The organism is Natrinema soli (assembly GCF_028618695.1).
Window position 1 is genome coordinate 1 of record NZ_JAQIVI010000624.1, and the last position, 20,520, is coordinate 20,520.

Consider the following 20,520-nt stretch of genomic DNA (forward strand, 5'->3'; position numbering starts at 1 on the left):
GGACCGGCGAACGCGTCGCCGACGGCGGCCGCCTCCTCGCTGTCGGGAGCGGTCGCCAGCGCGTACGGGAGAAACGTCGCGAACGCGAGCAGCCACCATCGCTTCGCCGTGTGGCGGAGCTGTGTCGTGCTGTACTCCCGGGTCGTACTGGTGACGCCGGCGACGCCGAGCGCGATCAAGAGGAGCGCGGGAATCGTTCGGCGGGGAGAGTCAAAGCCGGTATTACCCGCGACACCGAGGGCGACGATCGCGACGGAGCCGGCGAGGAAGGGAATCGAGCGGCTGCGGCCTATTCGAGGCATTCTGTGCGGCGGTAGTAACGGATTGTACAAAACTCTCGCGAAGCGATGATCTGCTCGATCTCGTGACCGTCTCGACGATCGACCGTTTTTCACAACAAAGGACGTATTACCGATGCCCGCAAGTCGAACGTGAGAACGAATGAGGGAACGCGATGGAGCCGATCCCGTTACAGTCCTCCAACGGTACTCGTCGGCCGCGGCCAAGAGACTCACCGACGTCGCATCGGGGTTGCCCGGTGCCGGAACCGCAGGGCGTCTCGGGCGACTCTGGCAGCGACACGTCCGGGAGCGTCCCGACCGGTATCGGGCGTCGATCACCTTTCCGACCGCCCCTGACCGCCCGTCGGTCGGCGAGGTCCACGGCTGGATTGAGGAACTCGAGTACGCGTTCGAGGGCCGCCTCGACGTCTACGCCCGTCGCGGGAGCGTCGCGGTCGAGACGGACAGGATCTCGGCCGAACTGTTCGACGAGGCCGAGTTCGACGCGATCTGCGAGCGCATCGAGGACGGGTACAGCGGCTCGCACTCGATCGCACACCTGAAAAAGTTGCGACGGCACGACGACGGACTCGTCAGAACCCACGTGATCGTCCCAGTCAAACCGCTGTTTCCGCGCGACGAGGCCGACGATCCGGCGGCTCGAGCCGCGACCGGAATCGAAGCCGACTGACCGTCGCGGCGCGACCGATCGGAATCGGCCCGCGTGGGTACTGTGCAGACAGCATCGACTGCGATTGATACTGTGCCGACAGCGTCGATCGCGAGAGTGACTACGCGATTCGACGTGTGCGATCAGTCGTCGTCGCTCGGCCCGGGACCGGGCTCGGATCCGGGTTCGCGATCGGTGCTCGGACCGCTCCCGGTGCGTTCACCGCTGCGGGATCGGCTCCCGCCCGTCTCCTCCTCGGTCGGCGTAACGCTGCTCGTTCGGCTCATCCAGTGGCCGATATTCTCGGCGACGTAGTCCTTGCCGCCCCAGCCGAACGCGATGCCGGCACCGATGGCGATTGCCGCGCCGAGACCCCACGCGAGCGCTCGTGCGAACACGTAGAGGATGCCGACGTCGATCCCCATCGTGTCGAGGCCGATGACGATCGCCGTGAAGTAGAGGAACATCCGTGCGCCGGTGGCGAACCACGTGGTGTAGGCGGTCTGGGTCGCCGCGCGAGTTCGTTCGATCGCGTCGCCGATGAAGTCGGCGACGACGAACCCGATGGTGATGACGAGCAGCCCCGCGATGAACGCCGGCAGGTAGGAGACCGCCGTCGCGATCCACTCCGACAGCAACGGGATCGCCAGTGCATTCGCGGCCGCGAGGAACGCGAGCGCGTAGACGAACCACTTCGCCAGCGAGCCGAACGCGCTCGAGACGGCCTGTTCGGTACCGCCGAGGATGCGCCCCAGCGGCGTCTCGAGGACCATTCGGTCGAGTTCGACGCCGTCGGCGATCCGTCGGACGACACCCGCGGCCAGTCGGCCGATGATCCAGCCGATGAAGAGGATCACCAGCGCACCGACGATCCGCGGGAGGAACGTGATCAGCTCCGCGATCGGGTCTTGTAGCCAGTCCGGAACCTGTGCTTGAGCGGGGTACAGTGGTGCCATGTGCGGTCGTAGTTGGTGCCATCCGCCTTTCGTAATTGAGTGCATATCAATTAGTTACAAAACCAATCTTTTCCGGTCGCTGTCGCCGCAACGATTGAAGTGTCTGTTACGGCGAATTGCGCGACGACCGTACCGTGACAGTTCGTGACGGGTTCGGCCCGGGACGACAGCGTTTCTGGCGAGCGATCGAGAGACGACTCCCAAGCCGGCGGGCGATAAATGCGTTTTGTGACCGAGTTCGAAATCGGCACCGAACAGCTATCAATCGAGTGAAACCGACTGGAGGCACCGATTGGCCAAACCTGTCCGGTTTCACTCATAGGGCCAGTCGACGGTCCGTCGGACGGGACGGGGATATCGTGGCCGAACGCGGCCGGTTTCGACACGGTGCGTGGCCGTCATTGCCAGCGCTCCACGGATCCAGGTACTCCAACTTTGTGTCAAATAAATCGGGCAAACGGCCTCTTTATAGGCAACAATTCGAAATGATTCTCGAAATACGACGTCGATCCGTTCATCTCGACGGAACGAATTGGGCAGAGAGATCGGGAGCACCCACGAACACCGCCGAACTCGGTAACATTTGATTACCGACTTCGACGCGTCGACGCCGCTGGCGTCACGAATTCGCATCCTGACCCGTCGAATTCGATGCTGATACTGCGACCGGAGTCCAAACCGGGTTCGCTCGCGGGTCTGCCGTCGACAACACGTTATTGGTGGCTCGCACGCGAAACGCTCATCATGTACCTCGGCGACGAAGCGTGGCCCGACCTCGAGTCGTACTTCGAATCGGAATCACTCGCACTGGTCCCGCTGGGATCGACAGAACAGCACGGGCCGCACCTGCCGGAGGCGACCGATCACCTGATCGGCGAAGCGTTCGCGCGGGCGGTCGCGGATCGGACGGGATACCTCTGTACGCCGACGATTACCGTCGGCGTCAGCGGCCACCACCGGCAGTTCCACGGGACGATGTGGGTCGAGCCGCCGGCGTTCCGAGAGTATATGGAATCGTTGACTCGAAACCTCACGACGCACGGGATCGATCGGGTGATCTACGTCAACGCCCACGGCGGGAACGTCCCCCACCTGCGCGAGGTCGGGGCACGCCTTCGGCAGGACGAAGTCGCGTACGCTATCGAGTGGATGTGGAACGACTCGATCCCGGAACTCGTCGACGAACTGTTCGAACAGAACGGTCCCCACGGCGGTCCGAAGGAGACCGCGCTGATCCAGTACCTCGAGCCGGAGTTGGTTCACGACGACCGACTCGAGGAGGCCAGAGACACCGGGATCCCGGGCGTCGAAGCGGCCGAGACGATCAAACACGGCTCGCGAACGTTCTACGATGCGGCCGACAATACGAACAACGGAGTCCTCGGCGATCAGACGGATGCGACCGCCGAGAAGGGCGAACGGCTCTTCGAGGCGGCGTCGGCGCAACTCGTCAGCCTCGCCGACTGGCTCGCCGAGCAACAGTTCGAGGATCTCATGCCGAGAGAACACGTGTAGAGCGTGGAAGGACGGCAGAGAGAGGGCACACGGCGGGAGGACACACGGAGGACCGGTCGCGAGCGGTCTCGGCAGTCCGGATCGCAGTTCCGGTCACCCTCCCACCGGAGCCGCCGAGCGACGTTCCTTCGAGAATCGTGATTATGCCGACTCGTACACCGTAAACTCACGCCAGTGTCGAAGGCACCACATGCCGAGCGCGGTACAGATCAAGCCGGCGGCCAGGAAGTAGACGAGCAGTTGCGAGCTGAGGATCCGATTGGGGTTGCGAATCCCGAAGACGACCCCCTCGACCGCGAACGAAAATAGGATCCCGCTGGCGAGCGCGATCCCGGCCGTCGCGATGAGGACCGTCGTTCCGTCGGCATCGTTCTCGTCGAGTTTCCAGAGACTCGCCACGAACCCGATGGCGGTTACGAGAACGTAGTACGGAAATCGATTGTCGACTCCGATCGTGTCACCGCCTACCATCGCCATCGCACCGACCAGACACGCGGTCAGGACGATGGTGACGCCGACGATCGCTCCGACCACTCGTCCGCCGACGGCTTCGAACGCGCTACCCCAGTCCATGTCTCTTGGAGGAAACCCATGGGAGAAAAACATTGAGGTCGATTGTCTCGATTTCGACCCTCGAGCCCCGACTCGTCCGTCCGCCGATCAGTCGCTGAACGGACAGGAAGCATTTATAGAATGAATTCAAATGGGTCAAGCGAAATGCCCGATTCGATCGAGAAACTGTCGGTTTCGGACGACGGATTCACGTTTCCGGTGGAGGACGTACTCACCGGCCGTGGGTTTATCACCGGGAAATCGGGCAGCGGGAAGTCGAACACCGCAAGCGTGATCGTCGAGGAGTTGCTCGATCGGCATCTTCCGCTCTTGATCGTCGACACAGACGGGGAGTACACCGGATTACGGGAATCGTACGATCTCTTGCACGCCGGCGGGAGCGACGCGTGTGATCGACAGGTTTCGGCCGAAGACACCGATCAACTCGCATCGGTCGCCCTCGGGGACCGCGTTCCCGTTCTGCTGGACGTCTCGACGTACCCCACCGAGGACGAAACCGAAGCCGTTCTTTCGAACACGATCGAGGCGCTGTTCATCGCCGAACACGACCACCGTATTCCGTTCTTGATACTCCTCGAGGAAGCCCACGAGTTCATTCCCCAGCGGGGCGGGCGGGGCGGATCGGATCTGAAATCGCTGCTCATTCGCGTGGCCAAACGCGGTCGAAAGCGTGGCATCGGCATCTGCTGTCTCTCGCAGCGACCCGCGTCGGTCGACAAGGACTATATCACGCAGTGCGACTGGTTCGTCTGGCATCGGTTGACGTGGAAGAACGACACGGACGTCGTCGGTCGGATTCTGGGGAGCGGGACGGCCGAAACGGTCCAGTCGTTGGGGGACGGCGAAGCGGTGGTGCAGACGGACTGGGACGAATCGACCACTCGCGTTCAGTTCCGGCGAAGACACACCGACGACGCCGGGGCGACGCCGTCGCTCGAGGACCTGAACCGCTCGGAACCCGACGACGCGACCGATCGGGGAACCGGGTCGAGTACCCCGGCGAGTGAGTCCCCGCCATCGTCGGAGACCGACGACGAATCGGTACCCGACGACTCGGACCGAAGCGATTCGACTATCCGTTCGGACCGAAACGACGGGACGGAGATACGGTACGACGAATCACCGGTCGCCCACTCGTCGTTCCCCGCGGCCGAAACGAAACCGTCGCTCGAGCGGCGGCGCGAACGGCGCGAAACGCCGACGGACGCGGCGGATCCGCTCTGGGAAATCGGCGCGATCGTCGTGTATCTGTACGACTCGTTCGTCTGGTACCACTTGGTGGCCGTTTCGAGACTCGAGGCGAGAGTGGCGGAAACGGTCGCCCGTCTCGACGAGCTACTCGTCGGGAGACGGTACCCTCGTCGACCGGGACCCTACGAACGGTCCGGCTATCGACTGGTGGCGCTGCTGAGTGTGGTGTCGTGCTACGCGCTCGTCGTGCTGGGGATGCTACTGGTGATGTGAGCACGGTAGCAATGCCCGTAAGGGCGACGTAACAACAGGGAAATCAACGCAACGACGCGGAAAGCGACGTAATTGCACGGACACGTCGAGCGAGCGGCGCAGGAACCGATCCGCGTCCCACCTCGTCGTCGCTCCGGACTCCGTCACCGGCTCGCGGTGCGACGCCGATTCAGCCAGTACACCGGCCCGGCGACGATCGACGCGAGCGGGACGGCGACGACCGCGTTTCCGAGGAAATAGATCATCGGTGCGGAGACCGACCGTCCCGTGACGATCATCTCACACAGCCGTAGCCCCAGGAGTGCGACTGCACCGCCACCGACGTACAGCCGCGAGTCCGGATGCCATCCGTTCGCTCGGCGGGCCATCCGGTGGCTCTCTCTGTCCAACCGGATGGTGGCGTATCCCGCGAGGTGGAGCAACGATCCGAGCAGAACGAACGCGACGACTCGCGAGCCGCCCGACGCGCCGGTGTCGAAGAGCGCCGGGCCAACCGCGACGGCGAGTCCAAGGTAGATCGTCGACACGGTACACGGCGCGAGTAACAGCGCCGAGTGAACGCGCGATAGTTCGGTTCCGCGGCTCGAGTCGGTCGGTCGGCCGGTCGTCTCCGTCGGTCCTCCCTGCGAACGGGTCTGGTGTGTAAACTGTCGCATTGTCTCTCGCTAGGGTCGTTGCGATAGCTCGGCCACCTCCCAGTAGCGCGGGACGGACGCCCGCTGAGACGGGTTCGGTGGCCGAAGGGAATCGGCCGAAACACCGCCAGCGTCGCCACTTCCGTGGGAAAGGCTTATGCCATCGTAGGGAGAAGTCGGAGGTGTTCCACTCCCGTCCTCGTTCTCCGCTGCGGATATCTTTCTAGCCCGTGTTCTGTCGAACGGTACGTTCTTTAACCTTTTCTCAATAATCCGATAGATAGACGACTGTTCGAACAGGGGATGATTTCCGAGTAGCGCTCCGAACGTTCGGGCCGTCACCGTCTTTCGACTCGAGCAAATCCACCAGCGGGACTGGCGATTGACGATACCGTCGACGAAAAATTTCCGAACGACGCTGTCCGTGCAGAACTGGGCTGGAATCGAGACGATCCGACGGAACCGCTCGTTCGCGGCCGAACCGATCGTCACCGCCGTCCCGTTCGACGACGGACGGGCGCCTCATCGGCGTGTCGACAGAGCACGATGATAATCCTTAATAGATATGGGCGGCAGATTTATTATATGGCAGTCGTCAGCGTCTCGATGCCGGACGAACTCTTGGATCGGCTCGATCAGTTCGCCGAAGAGCACGGATACACCGGTCGGAGCGAAGTCGTCAGGGAAGCCTCGCGAAACCTGTTGGGCGAGTTCGAGGACACCCGGCTGGAAGAGCGGGATCTGATGGGAATCGTCACGGTGTTGTTCGATTACGAGACGACGAGCGTCGAGGAACGGATGATGCACCTGCGCCACGAACACGAGAGTCTCGTCGCGTCGAACTTTCACAGCCACGTCGGTAACCACTACTGCATGGAACTGTTCGTCCTCGAGGGTGAACTCGAGGATATCTCGGCGTTCGTCGGAAAGATTCGAGCGACCAAGGACGCGCTGACGGTCGATTACTCGGTCATGCCGGTCGACAGTTTCGATCCGCTCGCCCAGGGGTAGGTCGCGAGACGAATCGAGACGATGCGAACCGCACATACCGTCAACCAGATTTCATGCTGGGAGAGACGAGAAGGGCTCGGCGAATTCCGTGAACAAAGCCAGTCAACAGTATAGTTTTACTGTCGTCCTCACGTAAGGGTCTATATGACATACCGGAAGGTCAACTACGAGGAGGTCGAGCAGGTCTCGAGCGCGATGCACGTTCTGAGCGATCCGCTCGAGACGGAGCAGGTGGGGGTAACGGTGGCTCGCTGCGATCCGGGCTGGAAGAGCAAGCCCCACGATCACACGGACAACGACCACGAGGAGATCTACGTCCTCATCGAGGGAGAGGCGACCGTCGTCGTCGACGACGAACCGGTCGCGATGGAAACCGGCGACGCGCTGTGGATCCCGCCGGCGTCGACGCGCCAGATCCGCAACGGCGACCGAGAGAGCGCGTTCGTCCTCGTGAGCGCGCCGAGCATCGCTGACGACGAGGGCGACGGCGGCGAGTGGCTCCTGTCGGGATTCGCCGGGTAAGTCTCGATCGGCGACGGGACGGCCGTGGCGTCCGGAATCGGAAAGAGGCAGGACGGTTTAGTTGCCTCACGTCGTCACCTCCAGTAGGTGAGTCTCGATCTACTCGAAACACCACGCTGCCGCGTCGCTCGTCGTCGCCGGGGTTCTGACCGCACTGCTCCCGTCGATAACGCTCTTCGGCCATTCGGTCCCCGCCGCGGCCGTCGTCGCCTACGGCACCGCAGTCGGCGTCCTCATCGACCTCGATCACTTTCTCATCGCTCGTCTCAAGACCGGCGACTGGGACGCCGTCCGATTCTGTCTCACCGATCCGCGTGCGGCCGTCGCGGACCAGTCGGAAATTTTCGAGCCCGGTGACGTCGGCGTCCTCTCGCGACTGTTGAGCCACGTCGTCCTGGCCGGAATCGCGGTCCCGGTGATCGCCATCGCCAGCGTTCCACTCGCTATCGTCACCGGCGTCGTTCTCTACGCTCACCTGCTCGCCGACCTCGTCTGGGATATCAGCCTGCTCGAGGACCACGCGGACGCGGCCGCATCCGTCGACGACCTCACGCGAACGCTCCGCTAGGGACGACCCGGCGATGCCCGTCGAACCGCGTCGAACACGGCGGTTTCTCGGGTTGCATTGTTCGACCGCGGCTATTTGGACCGCGCGACCGTTCAGCGGGATATGGAGCTACTCGACGAGAGCATCGTTCCGGAACACGCTCGAGACGTCAAGGTCGAGGCCCGCGAGTTCGCTCGCGAACACATCGAACCCAATGCTCAGGAGTGCTTTCAGGCCGGCGAGTACCCCGAGGAGATCCTCGAGGCCGGTCAGGAAGCCGACCTCGTGGCACAGGACATTCCGGAGGAGTGGGGCGGTCGGGGGCTCGATCTGGCGCAGTTGCTCGCGATCACGGAGGAGTTCTACCGGGCCGACGCGGGGATCGCGCTGACGCTGCAGCTGGCGAGTTTCGGCTGCGAGATTACCTACGAACACGGCACCGACGAGCAGTGCGAGGAGTACATCCGGCCGGTCGCGGCGGGCGAGCAGCGCTCGGGACTGGCGGTTTCGGAACCCGAGACGGGAAGCGACCTCTCGGGGATGCAGACCCGAGCGGAGAAAGATGGCGACGAGTACGTCATCAACGGCGAGAAGTACTGGATCGGCAACGGCGTCGAGGCGGACTGGGTGACGCTCTACGCCCGCACCGGGGACGACGAGGACAATCCCTACGGGAATCACTCGATGTTCATCGTCCCGACCGATACCGACGGCTACGAGGCCGAGCACATCCCCGAGAAGATGGCGATGCGCGCCTCGAAGCAGGCGCACATCGAGTTCGACGACTGCCGAATTCCCGCGTCAAACCTGATCGGCGAGGAGGGTGACGGCTTCATGCTGCTCGCGGACTTCTTCAATCACGGACGCGTCGCCGTCGCCGGCCACGGACTCGGCATCGCCGCGGCCGCCATCGAGGAGGCCTGGGAGTTCACGCACGATCGCGAGGAGTTCGGCCGGACGATCAGCGATTTCCAGGCCGTCCAGCACGGTCTCGCCGACATGCTACTCGAGTTCGAGAGCGCCCGAACGCTCACCTGGCGCGCCCGCGAGAAGGTCGCGAACGAAGGTAACGCGGGGTACTGGGCCGCGATGGCGAAGACGAAGGCGACCGAGACGGCCGTCGACGTGTCCGAGCAGAGCATGCAGTTCCACGGCGGCCGCTCGATCCTCGACGAGCGTCGGATCGCCCGCGTCTTCCGCGACGCCCGCATCCCGGTCATCTACGAGGGGGCGAACGAAATTCAGCGCAACCTCATTTACGGGCAGGCTCCCTGATCGACGGCTGCGGTCCCATCGACCGTAGCGACGAGCCGGTTCGGCAGTCACCTACGGCGACGCCGCTGTCACACGTCGGCCGAAAGAACAATCTCGGTCGGTAACATGAGATCGGGCAGACTAACTACTGTGGTGATCGAGATGATACTTTCCCGTACTGCCTCGTTATGAGCCGGCCACGCGTGCTCTGTGTGAGCGGCGATCGGTCGACGCGAGCGGCCGTCACGCTGTCGTTGACGGACGTCCCCGTCGACGTCGTCATCGCCCAGCGGCCCGCGGCGGCGATCGATCGACTCGAGCGGGAAGGGATCGACGCGGTCGTCATCGACGCGAGCACGGTGACGGACGTGCCGGTGCTCGTCGATACCGTCGAGTCCGAGGCCCCGAGGACGCCAACGTTCGTCTCCTGGGGGGCGAGCGACGACGGCGGAGGGGTGTTGAGCGAAGTGATCGTCCGGGCTGCGGAGATCGAACCGGGAGCGCAGCTGGCGGCCGCCATCACCGATCGACTCGACGACGGCTCGAGCGCGGAACTCCCGAGAGCGGGCGACCCGAACACGAGCGATCTTACGACCGAGACGACGGTGTCAGTCCGAGAGTTGCCCGCTGAGCTCGCCGGAATCGTCGGTGCCGTTCGCCGCCGGCTGGTCGATGCAACCTCGCCGCTGGCGGTCGAACGGGTGCTCCGCGAGGAGCTGACCGGCAGCGATCGATTCGTGTTCGCCTGGGTCGGCGAGTACGACCGCGGCGAACGCGAGATCGTGCCGTGGCTGTCGGACCCCGGGGCGATGGCGTGGTCGCTACACCGAACCGTCAGTATCGGCGACGGCGAGCAGCCGCTACTCGAGCGAGTGATTCACACTGGGGAGATCGAGTATCGGCGGTACGACGAAAACGAGAGCGATGCCGTCCCGTTCGGCGACCGTGCGTTCGAGCGGGGCGCTCGATCTGTCGCCGTTGCACCCCTTGCGGCACGCGGTGAGCTGTACGGAGTGGCGGTCGTCTACGCGATGAATCCGATTTCCGCACGCGAACGGGACGCGATCCGGGCGATCGCTGCGACCGCGTCTCACGTCCTCGAGACGATCGCCGTTCGCGGCCGCCTCGACCAGCGAGAACGCGCCCTCCACCGGTACGAGCGACTCGTCGAAACGGCCGGTGACGGGATGTACGTCCTCGACGACGCGGGCCACTTCACGACCATCAACGACGCTCTCATCGAGATGACCGGCTATAGCCGCGAGGGGCTGCTCGGCGAACACGCGTCGATCCTGTTCGATCGCGAGGACGTCACCGCCGCGACGACCCTCATTCGATCGCTGCTCGAGGCCGAGAGTCACACCGAAACCATCGAACTGCCACTCGAGACGAAAGCCGGCGAGCGGATCCCCTGCGAGGCCCAGGTCGCGGTCCTCGTTCCCGACGACGAGTTTCTCGGCTCGGTGGGCGTCCTCCGCGACATCACGGAGCGAAAGCGAAGCGAACGGAAACTTCGCGAACGCAACGAGCGACTCGATACGTTCGCTCGGATCGTCAGCCACGACCTCCGCAATCCGCTCGGCGTCGCCCAGGGCTACCTCGAACTCTTCGAGGAGACCGGGGATATCGAGCACGCCGAAAAGACCCGCGGTGGACTCGATCGGATGGAGTCGATCATCGAGGACGTGCTGGCCATCGCCCGCGAGGGCGACTGGGCCGCAGACACCGACCCCACCGATCTCGAGTCGATCGCTTACGAAGCGTGGGACCACGTCTCGACCGCGGAGGCGACGCTGTCGGTCACGGACACGATGACGTTCGAGGCCGACCGCTCGCGACTTCTGCGGCTCCTCGAGAACTGTTTCAGGAATAGTATCGAACACGGCGACACGACCGAGACCGTTCGCGTCGGACCGCTCGAGCGAGACGGGAGAGACGGACGTGACAGGCAAGAGAGCCGTGGCGAACGGGACGGACGTGCGCGGGGATTCTTCATCGAAGACGACGGAGAGGGGCTCCCCGAGGAACTCCGGGACGAAATCTTCGATCCGTCGGTTTCGTCGTCGACGGAGGGGCTCGGAATCGGCCTCTGGATCGTCAGAGAAGTCGCTACCGGACACGGATGGTCGGTCGTCGCGACTGAAAGCGAGGATGGAGGGGCTCGGTTCGAGTTCGAAATCAGCGTCTAGTTCTCGGACTGGAGGTCTTGAAATGCGCCGACGAAATCGTCGTGGGAGGACATTCCGGAGACCGTCTCGTCGACGCGCTGCTCGAGTTCCGCGACGCGGTCGCTGAGGTCCTGATACTCCTCGTTGTCCGCGAGTTCTCGGTCGGCCTTCTCGGACTCCAGTAGCGCCTTCTTCGAGACGAGCGCGTAGTACTCCTGTATATCGGACTCGTAGTCGGAACGGTCGGCGACGTCGTCGACCATATCGACGAGCTCGTCCTTCGAGGCCGGTTTGACGAGGTAGTCGTCGAACCCCATCTCGATGATGTCGAAGTCCGGATCGACCGCCGTCACCATTACCACCCGCGAATCGTATCCCTGCTCGCGGATCTGCTCGAGGACTTCGTCGCCGGAGAGTCCGGGCATCCGCCGATCGAGAAGCACGACCTCGACGGAGTCGGCCATCTTCTCGAGCGCCTCTTCACCGTCGTAGGCCGTCTCGACGGCCCAGTCGGCCTGTAGCCAGGCGGCGAACAGGTCCGCGAGCCGAGCCTCGTCGTCAACAACGAGCACCTCGGGCCCGTCACTCATTGGAGAGCTCCTCCATTCTCTTCATCGGTTACAGCCACGCGTCACCAATGGTACCTCTCTGTGATAAATCTCGCGACCAGATGTCAACTATGCAAAATTATTACAGGTCAATTTGGGAGCCGGTTCGATCACTCATACTTCGTGACGGATCCGACGCTCCGTTCGTCGGCGGTCGCCTCATACGGTCTGCTGTAACGATGTACCGGAGCAACCGCGAACCGTCCTGTGGTTGCTCCGAAAATCGCTTCCAACAGTCCGTTCACTCCCCCTGGAAGTTCGGTTCTCCGTCTCCCATGAATGCCATAATACCCTCCATCAGGTCGTCGGTCGCCATCAGATGACCGAACGCGGACGCCTCGTACTCCAGTCCGGCTTCGGTATCGTCGCGACCGGCGAGCATCGCGCGCTTGGTGAACTTCTGGGCGATCGGCGGCCCGCCGGCGAGGTCGGTCGCCAGTTCGAGCGCGCGCTCTTCGAGCTCGTCGGTATCGACGACTTCGTTGACGAAGCCGTAGTCGCCCATCGTCTCGGCGTCGAAGCGGTCGGCGGTGAGTATGATCTCCTTCGCGCGCCCTTCACCGACGATGTTCGCCAGTCGCTGGGTGCCGCCCCACCCCGGGATCAGCCCGAGGTCGAGTTCGGGCTGCCCGAACTCGGACCGTTCGCTCGCAACCCGAAGGTCGGCGCACATGGACAGTTCCATGCCGCCGCCGAGACAGAAGCCGTCGATGCCCGCGACAACGGGCATCTCGCAGGTCTCGAACTGACCGAATGCGGACTGGCCCCGCTTCGAGAGTTCCGTCGTCTCGATCGGGTCGGCACCGTCGCCGGCCATGCTCTGGACGTCCGCGCCCGCGGAGAACGCCTTCTCGCCCTCGCCGGTGACGAGGATCGCACGCACCTCGCCGTCGTCCTTGAGCAGGTCGATCGCCGCCGAGAGCTCCTCGAGGAGCACGTTGCTGATGGTGTTCATCCGGTGTGGCCGGTCGAGGACGATGTGGCCGACCATGTCGCCGGGGTACTCGACGCGGATCGCCTCGAAGTCGACCTCGTCCGAGTCCTCGTCGCTCTCGTAAAACCCGCCCTCGTCGGCTCGTTTCGCGAGGTACTCCGCGGGCGCGTATCGCTCGTGCCCGGTGGTCTCGTAGGCTTCCTCGAGCGCCTCGAGGGCGTTTTCGATCCCGAACTCGTCGACCATCTTGACGGGGCCGTCGGGGAAGCCGGCGCCGAGCTTGGTCGCCTCGTCGATCGATTCGGGCGGCGCGACGTCGTTGCTGATCAGTTTAGCGGACTCGTTGGCCAGCACCGCGATCAGCCGCTTTTCGACGAGGTCGGACTGTTCGTCGGACGGGATCTGGACGCCCTCGCCGTCCTCGTAGTCGTAGAATCCCTTGCCAGTCTTCTTGCCGAGTTCCTCGTTCTCGACCTTCCGCTCGAACAGCGGGCTCGGCTCGTAGGCCTCGCCCAGCACGTCGTGCATGTAGTCGAGCACGTGGTAGCCCACGTCGATGCCGGTGAGGTCGGCGAGTTCGAAACTGCCCATCGGCAGCCCCATCCCGTACTTCGCCGTCGAGTCGACCTCGGCGATGGTCGCCTCGTCGTCGTGGACGAGCCAGCAGGCCTCGTTCATCAGCGGCACGAGCACGCGGTTGACGATGAACCCGGGCGAGTCCTTGTGGACGCGCACCGGCGTCTTCCCGATGTCCTCGGCCAGCGCCTCGATCGTCTCGAGGGTCTCCTCGCTGCTCTCCGCGCCCGAGATGACCTCGACGAGGTCCATCCGCACCGGCGGGTTGAAGAAGTGCATCCCGCAGAACCGCTCGGGGCGCTCGGTGAACTCCGCGAGGTCCGTAATCGAGAGGCTCGAGGTGTTGGTCGCGAAGATGGCCCGGTCGGGGGCGACGTTCTCGAGTTCGGCGTAGACCTCTTTCTTGATCGCCATCTGCTCGGGGACCGCCTCGATGACGATGTCGGCGTCGCTGACGGCTTCCGCCATGTCGACCAGCGGCGTCACCCGCTCGAGGGCGGCGTCGGCTTCCGCTTCGGAGAGTTGATCGTTCTCGGCGAGCTTGCCGAGCGACCACTCGATCTGGTCGTAGCCGTTCTGGACGAATTCCTCCTCAATATCGCGCAAAGTAACGTCGTAGCCCGCCATCGCGGCGACCTCTGCGATACCGTGGCCCATGTTACCTGCACCTAGAACTGCGACAGTGTTGATATCCTCCAGGTCCATGCTCACAAATCCTATTCGGACCCGTTTCAACGTTTCCCCTCGCATGATAGAAACTATACTTCCGTTTACAGACGGTTACAAAGTTCTTTATCGCTGCAATAGTAACGGTCGTCCATGGAATTCGGACTCAGCGAAGAACAGGAGCAGATCCGCGACGAGGTCCGCCGATTCGCCGAAAACGAGATCGTCCCCAACGCGGAGGAGTACGACACCGAGGAGAAGTTCCCCCACGAGATCGTCGAGGAGGCCGCCGAGATGGGCCTGGTCGGCACCTCGATTCCGATGGAGTACGGCGGGGCGGGCTACTCGACGCTCGAGTCGGCGCTCATCGCCGAGGAGCTGTTCTCCCACGACGCCGGGATCGCGCTCTCGATCATGGCCTGCTCGTTCGGTACCGAGGCCATCAGCAAGTTCGGAACCGAAGACCAGAAGGAGCGCTTCCTCGAGCCCGTCGCGCTGGGCGAGAAGATCTCCGGCGCGGCGATTTCCGAGCCCGACACCGGCTCCGACGTCTCCTCGGTCTCGACGCGCGCCGAGAAGGACGGCGACGAGTGGGTGATCAACGGCAACAAGATGTGGATCACCAACGGCACTGTCGGCGACTTCTTCGTCGTGCTCTGTAAGACCGATCCCGACGCCGACAGCCGCTACGGCGGTTTCAGCCAGATCATCGTCGAGTCCGACCGCGACGGCTTCAGTTCGGACAAGATCACGGGCAAGCTCGGCATCCGGGCCTCCGACACCGCCGAACTCATCTTCGACGACGTCCGCGTCCCCGAGGCGAACCTCGTCGGCGACGAGGACGCCGCCTTCCTCCAGCAGATGCAGTTCTTCGACGCCACCCGGACCGGCGTCGCCGCGCAGGGACTCGGCATCGCGAAGGGCGCGCTCCGGGCGGCCCGCGAGTACGCCCAGGACCGCGAGCAGTTCGGCAAGTCGATCTCGGAGTTCCAGGCCATCCAGCACAAACTCGCCGAGATGGCCACCGAGACCGAGGCCGCGCGCAACCTGACCTACAAGGCCGCCTGGAACGTCGATCAGGGCAACGACATCACGAAGCTCGCCTCGATGGCCAAGGAGTACGCCTCCCGCGTCGCCGTCGACGTCTCCAACGAGGCCGTCCAGATCCACGGCGGTGCCGGCTACGTCAACGACTTCCCCGTCGAGCGCTTCTACCGCGACTCGAAGATCACCCAGATCTACGAGGGCACCACCGAGATCCAGAAGAACGTCATCGCGCGGGAACTGCTAGACGACTAGAACCGAACTTTTGCTCTGCGGGCGCGGCGAAGCCGCGCCCTCGGCAAAACTTCGATGAAAAGCACTCCTCCTTCCCCTCCACTTGGCTCGCGGCTTTGCCGCTCGCCTTTCCGCGGCGCTTCGCGCCGCGCTTTCGTTCCGGGTCAGTCGTCGGCCCGCTCGCTCACTTCGTTCGCTCGCGGTCGTAATTGGGTAGCAGCCTGCCTTTCCCCGGATCGCGCGACTCTCGCGTTCGCTCGAGCCGCGCTCACGGCCACTGATTTTCGTGTAGTCGAGCGTGATAGAACTCCTCACAATGTCTTGGTTTTGGCCTAAATTCGTTGGATCAGCTGGCGAAACGTGCATGCGAATGGAACGCTGCGGCTTCTATGAAATGGCGATGGTTTTGAGTAAATCGTGCTACAGAGCGCAAGTCTGTCACTGGTTAATCGCCATCTGACGGTGGCTCGGAGTGGCGAACACAGGGATCAAATGAGTCATATACCTATAAATCGATGACAGTATGTGCAACAAGAGCGCGCCAAGAAGCTACTCCCACTGCTGGTTGTATGTGGTCTTATTCAGGTAGGGCTCGGTACTTTGAGCGATAATTTACTTTTTGCAGGTTTTGGGCTTAGCTACGTTCTGATTGGTCTTGCGTGGCTCTGGTCCTTTCGATAACTTACTAATCAGTACCAGTCTTCAGGTTGCTCACTCCTCCATCTGTACTGACCGGCAACTACGTGTGTGGGCTTACCAGAACAGTCGGTTGGTCCGAAGTGATATATATCGAAACGGCCTACGGCAATTTATGTCGGCCAATGGACCTGATTCTGGCAGGGACCTGTATGCCCGACTACCGTGGTATGTGAAACTCGGCTTTGGACTGCTATGTTTGGTGTAGGGTGTAGCAATACTGACCGACACTATCAAGGACCCGATTCCAAATGATGTCTGGGCAATCATCTCGTTCGCGGTGGGTGCTGGCCTGCTCGTACGCGCGGTTCGTCTGCACAGACAGTCGTGATAGACTTACGCTCTGTACTGAACGGCAACTACACGTGCGAAGTGAACGCTGAGTTTCTATTAGGTATAGAGGATAACTGTCGGAGGAGCAGACAGCGAGGATAGCTCGCCTTCAGCCTTGAAGCGGAGGGCGTTCGAATTCGGTTTCACAATTCTGGCAGATAACTACTGTTTGAGTTCCTTCTCCCAGGGTCACCCGGAGGTCCTCATGCCCACAGTTGAGGCAGTTTCGGGGGATGTGCTCGCCATTACAGCCCGGACAAATGAACGTCATCTTATCACTAAAATTCAAGCGCAGCGTTTCGTGGTTGCAGTCGGGACAGTCTACCGGAATTCGGATATCGTCAGTGTCACGAGGCGCGCCTAGGGCCAACATCACGAGTTCGCTGTCTGCTTCGTTTTTGCCAGACTGAAACTCGCCGGGGCCGAATCTGATCGCTTCGGCTTCATCGACAGTAACCTTCCCGTTCATCGTTTCAAAAGTCGCTGTCCCGTCAAGTACCACAAATACCTCCTCTTGATCTATATGCGTATGAAGTCCGCCAGGAAGTCCATCACCGGGAGCGAGCCGATACTGATTGAGTGCAAGCTCGGTTGCGCCGAGATGTTCAGAGAGTCCGCGGCGTGTGCTCTCCTCACCAAACACGAATGATTCTACCTCAGAGATAGTGGCCTTCTCCATGTGATCCAATATCCAGCTCGACTCGTAAATACATAACACTGCAATGAGACCGCTTGGAACCCGCATATTCCCTCTGGTGAACTCAGTCTCTGCGGCAGACAGCTTTTGATAGGTTATATGGAGATCAACAGTTGTTCCGGTAACTGCTTCGCCTGTACTGAACGATTCACTAGTGGATTCGATACGGTATGCGAGCGGTTCTATGACGCCGTCGTCTACTTCAGTCACTGACGACCACCATCACCAGCGATAGCACGATGAAGACCACGTGTGCGAAGACGTGGCCGATCGTAGCGGCCTCGAGGCACATTGACGGACCCGTGCGGGAAACCCTTTGTCGCGTCGGCCCCTTCCTCGAGGTATGAGAGAGTTCGTCTTCGCCCTCGAGTACGAACCCGGCTGCAACGGGGTGGCGGACGCGCTCGCGGACCACCCCGACGCCCGGGTCCGCTCGCTGTCGCTGCACGCGACCGACGACCGCCTCTGGCGGGTCGACCACGTTACCGGAACGCCGGACGCGCTCGAGGACATTGAAAACGCCTTCCTCACCAGCGACTACTACGCGGACTGCCTCGCGACCGACGACTGCGGCGCGACCCAGACCACGCGGGTGCTCGACCGAACCGACGACACGCTCGTCCTCTACTCCGACTGGAAGCGCACTCCGAACTGCGCGTCGGTCCCGCACATCGCCCGCGACCACCTCGGCGACGGCGTGCTGTTCGAGACCCGCCACGAGGGGCGACATTACACCTGGCGGATCGTCCACTCCGGCGAGGGCGACGCGGCGGCCTTTTTCGACTCCCTCGAGGCGGCGGTCGGTGACCGCGCCCGGATGGAGATGCTTCGAGCGGCGACGACGGATACCGATGCGACGGGCGACGCGAACGGTGGGGCGAACGCACTCGCTCCCGAACAGGAAGCCGCGCTCCGGGCCGCCGTGGAACACGGCTACTACGAATCGCCTCGAGCGGTCGATGTCGGCGAACTCGCCGACCACCTCGACGTTCCCCGTTCGACGCTCACCTATCGGCTTCGCCGGGCAGAGGAACATCTGGCCAAGCAACACGTCGCGAGCGAGCAACTGGTCGACGGCCCGTCGACACCGCTCTAGGGTGCCGAGGTAAGTTGGAATATTCCAACGAAGGCTTATCGAACTGACGCGCTTACCTCCGGGTAATGACTGACGAATCGGATGCGACGAGGGTGGCGGACGAGAGCGGTCAGCGGCGGGAGCTGACCGCTCGACTCGCCGTCCCCGAGATGGACTGTCCATCGTGTGCGGGAAAGGTCGACAAGAGCCTCGGACGCGTCGACGGGGTCGTCGACGCCGACCTCAATCCGACCACCGGGACGGCTACGGTCACGTACGACCCCGATCGAACCAGCGAGGCCGACGTGGTCGAAGCGATCGAAGGTGCCGGCTACGAGGTCACGGGGGGAACGGGCGACGATAATGAGGCGACCGAGTCAGCGTCGAGCGCCGACGGCGTCGATGTCGCCCCCCCGTCGGAGGTCTGGACGAGCCCGCGAGCGAAGAAGACGTGGCTCGGTGCGGCGTTCGTCGCCCTCGGACTCGTCTTCGAGTTCCTCCTGACGGGCGGGAACGTCGCGGTAGCGAGCGTCCTCGAGCATCCGCTCCGCATCGCGGATCTACTCTTCCTCGGGGCCGTCGCAATCAGCGGCGTCCCCGTCGTCCGGAGCGGCTACTACTCCGCGAAAAACCGGAGCCTCGACATCGACCTGCTGATGGGGACGGCGATCATCGCCGCGACCGGCATCGGCTACTTCGTCGAGGCCGCGACGCTGGCGGTTCTCTTTAGCATCGCCGAGTTGCTCGAGGAGTACGCGATGGACCGGGCGCGGGACTCCCTGCGCGAACTGATGGAGCTCTCGCCGGACGAGGCCACAGTCAGGCGCGACGGCGAGGAGGTGACCGTCGACGCGGCGGACGTGGCGGTCGGCGAGACCGTCGTCGTTCGGCCCGGCGACAAGATCCCGCTCGATGGAACGGTCCGCGAGGGCGGAAGTGCGGTCGACGAGTCGCCGATCACCGGCGAGAGCGTCCCCGTCGACAAGGCCGCGGGAGACGAGGTCTACGCCGGTACCATCACCGAAGACGGCTACCTCGAGGTCGAAGTCACCTCGTCGGCGGGCGACTCGACGCTCTCGCGGATCATCGAGATGGTGCAGGGTGCACAGGCCAAACAGACCGAAACGGAGCAGTTCGTCGATCGGTTCGCGGGCTACTACACGCCCGTGGTGGTCGTGCTGGCGATCCTGACCGCCGCCGTTCCGCCGCTGGTCATCGGCGACCCCGTCACCGCGGGCGTCGCCGGCTACGAACTCGCGTTCGCCGGCGACTGGGGGACGTGGTTCGTTCGGGGCCTCACGTTACTGGTGATCGCCTGTCCCTGCGCGTTCGTCATCTCGACGCCCGTCTCGGTGGTCTCGGGCATCACCAGCGCCGCGAAGAACGGCGTCCTGATCAAGGGCGGCAATCACCTCGAGGCGATGGGAGAGGTCGACGTCGTCGCCGTCGACAAGACCGGGACGCTCACGAAAGGCGAACTCGCCGTCACCGACGTCGTCACGGTCGGCGACACCGACGAGGCGACGCTCCTTCGCCACGCCGCCGGACTGGAGCGACTGAGCGAGCATCCCATCGCCGCGGCGATCCTTGCCCGGGCCGAAGAGGCCGGTGTCGGCGACTTCCCCGAACCGACGGAGTTCGAGAGCCTGACCGGCAAGGGAATCCGCGGCGAGATCGACGTCTCCGGCGAAGCCGGAGGCTCGTCGGACGAGTCCGACGGTGGCGAGACGTACTACGCGGGGAAACCCGCGCTGTTCGAAGAGCTGGGATTCGATCTCTCGCGGGCCCACTCGGCAACTGACGGTGGTGTCGTCTCCGCCGACGCACCACAGTCCGACGAAGCGTTCGCCGACGAGACGCTCGCCGCGCTCGAGCGGGAGGGCAAGACGGTCGTCCTCGTCGGGACGGAGACCGAACTGCTGGGCGCGATCGCGATCGCCGACGAGGTACGCCCCGCCTCGAGGCGGGTGGTCGAGCACCTTCGGGAGCTCGGCGTGGAGCGCGTCGTGATGCTGACCGGCGACAACGAGGGGACGGCGCGGGCGATCGCCGAGCAGGTCG

17 protein-coding genes and 1 pseudogene are annotated in these 20,520 nt (G+C 63.3%); 11 read left to right on the forward strand and 7 right to left on the reverse strand.

All coding sequences use genetic code 11. From position 1 onward, the window contains the following. Positions 1–302: pseudogene (locus tag PGX04_RS28335) on the reverse strand (hypothetical protein); the annotation flags it as partial. A gap of 139 nt (positions 303–441) precedes the next feature. Between PGX04_RS28335 and PGX04_RS28340 the strand changes: the two are divergent. Then, a complete protein-coding gene (locus tag PGX04_RS28340) occupies positions 442–972 on the forward strand; it encodes a hypothetical protein (protein WP_273741541.1) in 531 nt (176 codons plus the stop codon). 122 nt (positions 973–1,094) lie between these two features. Here PGX04_RS28340 and PGX04_RS28345 read toward each other — a convergent pair whose 3' ends face one another. Then, positions 1,095–1,907 (reverse strand): mechanosensitive ion channel family protein, encoded by an 813-nt coding sequence (locus PGX04_RS28345; protein WP_273741542.1) that lies wholly within the window; start codon positions 1,905–1,907, stop codon positions 1,095–1,097. Between the two features lie 744 nt (positions 1,908–2,651). Between PGX04_RS28345 and PGX04_RS28350 the strand changes: the two genes are divergently transcribed. Beyond that, a complete protein-coding gene (locus PGX04_RS28350; RefSeq protein WP_273741543.1) occupies positions 2,652–3,422 on the forward strand; it encodes a creatininase family protein in 771 nt (256 codons plus the stop codon). 141 nt (positions 3,423–3,563) lie between these two features. Here the strand turns inward: PGX04_RS28350 and PGX04_RS28355 are convergent, their stop codons facing one another. Further along, positions 3,564–3,995: a hypothetical protein gene (locus PGX04_RS28355; protein WP_273741544.1), complete on the reverse strand. Its 432-nt coding sequence runs from the start codon at positions 3,993–3,995 to the stop codon at positions 3,564–3,566. Positions 3,996–4,139: 144 nt separating this feature from the next. Between PGX04_RS28355 and PGX04_RS28360 the strand changes: the two genes are divergently transcribed. Next, positions 4,140–5,459, forward strand: coding sequence for an ATP-binding protein (locus tag PGX04_RS28360; RefSeq protein WP_273741545.1), 1,320 nt, complete (start codon positions 4,140–4,142; stop codon positions 5,457–5,459). Positions 5,460–5,602: 143 nt separating this feature from the next. Here the strand turns inward: PGX04_RS28360 and PGX04_RS28365 are convergent, their stop codons facing one another. Further along, the gene (locus PGX04_RS28365; RefSeq protein WP_273741546.1) at positions 5,603–6,115 is read right to left on the reverse strand and encodes a hypothetical protein; all 513 of its coding nucleotides are present in this window, start codon (positions 6,113–6,115) and stop codon (positions 5,603–5,605) included. Between the two features lie 564 nt (positions 6,116–6,679). On the opposite strand from PGX04_RS28365, the gene PGX04_RS28370 reads away from it, so the two are divergent. The 5 genes from PGX04_RS28370 (at position 6,680) to PGX04_RS28390 (ending at position 11,617) form a co-directional block, all read left to right on the forward strand. Beyond that, a complete protein-coding gene (locus tag PGX04_RS28370; protein ID WP_273741547.1) occupies positions 6,680–7,105 on the forward strand; it encodes a CopG family ribbon-helix-helix protein in 426 nt (141 codons plus the stop codon). Positions 7,106–7,249: 144 nt separating this feature from the next. After that, positions 7,250–7,627 (forward strand): cupin domain-containing protein, encoded by a 378-nt coding sequence (locus tag PGX04_RS28375; protein ID WP_273741548.1) that lies wholly within the window; start codon positions 7,250–7,252, stop codon positions 7,625–7,627. Positions 7,628–7,793: 166 nt separating this feature from the next. Next, positions 7,794–8,195, forward strand: coding sequence for a hypothetical protein (locus PGX04_RS28380; RefSeq protein ID WP_273741558.1), 402 nt, complete (start codon positions 7,794–7,796; stop codon positions 8,193–8,195). A 102-nt stretch (positions 8,196–8,297) separates the two neighbouring features. Beyond that, positions 8,298–9,449, forward strand: a complete 1,152-nt coding sequence (locus tag PGX04_RS28385; RefSeq protein WP_273741550.1) for an acyl-CoA dehydrogenase family protein — start codon at positions 8,298–8,300, stop codon at positions 9,447–9,449. Positions 9,450–9,616: 167 nt separating this feature from the next. Further along, positions 9,617–11,617 carry a PAS domain S-box protein gene (locus PGX04_RS28390; protein WP_273741551.1) on the forward strand — a complete coding sequence of 667 codons (2,001 nt, stop codon included), beginning with the start codon at positions 9,617–9,619 and terminating at the stop codon, positions 11,615–11,617. On the opposite strand, the gene PGX04_RS28395 is transcribed toward PGX04_RS28390, so the two are convergent. Both PGX04_RS28395 and PGX04_RS28400 read right to left on the reverse strand, forming a co-directional pair. Further along, entirely contained in the window at positions 11,614–12,186 is a 573-nt protein-coding gene (locus PGX04_RS28395; protein WP_273741552.1) for a HalX domain-containing protein, read from the reverse strand. The two genes, PGX04_RS28390 and PGX04_RS28395, sit on opposite strands and share 4 nt — an antisense overlap. Before the next feature lie 259 nt (positions 12,187–12,445). After that, a complete protein-coding gene (locus PGX04_RS28400) occupies positions 12,446–14,419 on the reverse strand; it encodes a 3-hydroxyacyl-CoA dehydrogenase/enoyl-CoA hydratase family protein (RefSeq protein ID WP_273741553.1) in 1,974 nt (657 codons plus the stop codon). Positions 14,420–14,533: 114 nt separating this feature from the next. On the opposite strand from PGX04_RS28400, the gene PGX04_RS28405 reads away from it, so the two are divergent. Further along, complete coding sequence (locus PGX04_RS28405; RefSeq protein WP_273741554.1) at positions 14,534–15,679, forward strand: acyl-CoA dehydrogenase family protein; 1,146 nt, start codon at positions 14,534–14,536, stop codon at positions 15,677–15,679. 1,117 nt (positions 15,680–16,796) lie between these two features. On the opposite strand, the gene PGX04_RS28410 is transcribed toward PGX04_RS28405, so the two are convergent. Then, positions 16,797–17,594 carry a cupin domain-containing protein gene (locus PGX04_RS28410; protein ID WP_273741555.1) on the reverse strand — a complete coding sequence of 266 codons (798 nt, stop codon included), beginning with the start codon at positions 17,592–17,594 and terminating at the stop codon, positions 16,797–16,799. A 133-nt stretch (positions 17,595–17,727) separates the two neighbouring features. Here PGX04_RS28410 and PGX04_RS28415 point away from each other — a divergent pair, with 133 nt between their 5' ends. Both PGX04_RS28415 and PGX04_RS28420 read left to right on the forward strand, forming a co-directional pair. Then, positions 17,728–18,480 carry a helix-turn-helix domain-containing protein gene (locus PGX04_RS28415; protein WP_273741556.1) on the forward strand — a complete coding sequence of 251 codons (753 nt, stop codon included), beginning with the start codon at positions 17,728–17,730 and terminating at the stop codon, positions 18,478–18,480. A gap of 65 nt (positions 18,481–18,545) precedes the next feature. Then, positions 18,546–20,520 (forward strand): heavy metal translocating P-type ATPase (locus PGX04_RS28420; protein WP_273741557.1); only part of this gene is annotated, 1,975 nt, incomplete at its 3' end.